Origin of the sequence: Bacillus sp. AFS088145 (assembly GCF_002564465.1) — a bacterium.
Lineage (GTDB): Bacteria > Bacillota > Bacilli > Bacillales > Bacillaceae_G > Gottfriedia.
On the sequence record NZ_NUUX01000079.1, the window covers coordinates 1 to 398 of the forward strand.

Below are 398 nucleotides of genomic sequence, written 5' to 3' on the forward strand. Positions count from 1 at the left end.
CACCAACACATACATACATATAATACGAAATTTATTAAAGGAAGATTTTACTAGCAATAATGTGTTTATCAATCAGTAAATTGTTGCGTCCAATAAGTTCCCACTTTACCTACTCCAAGTTGTTTAAAGTTAGGGCTCATGATATTTGCTCTATGACCTGGTGAATTCATCCAATCCGTCATTACTTCTTTTGCTGTTGTTTGACCATGCGCGATGTTTTCACCTTTATATCCACCATTAAAGCTTAATGTTGAATGATACATATTGTTCGCATTACTCATCGTTTGTGACCATGCTTGAGCTGTTCCATTTAAATAGCTAGATAGTGTTAATGGCTTTAATCCACCTTTACCACGCTCGATATTTACTAGGTCTACTATTTGTTGTTGAATCGAGGC

Annotated in this window: 1 protein-coding gene; it reads right to left on the reverse strand. The window is 35.4% G+C overall.

The features are described 5' to 3' along the window. Window positions 1–68: 68 nt before the first annotated feature. Window positions 69–398, reverse strand: a 330-nt coding sequence (locus COI44_RS23715) for a CAP domain-containing protein (protein WP_142329310.1), incomplete at its 5' end; no start/stop codon positions are given.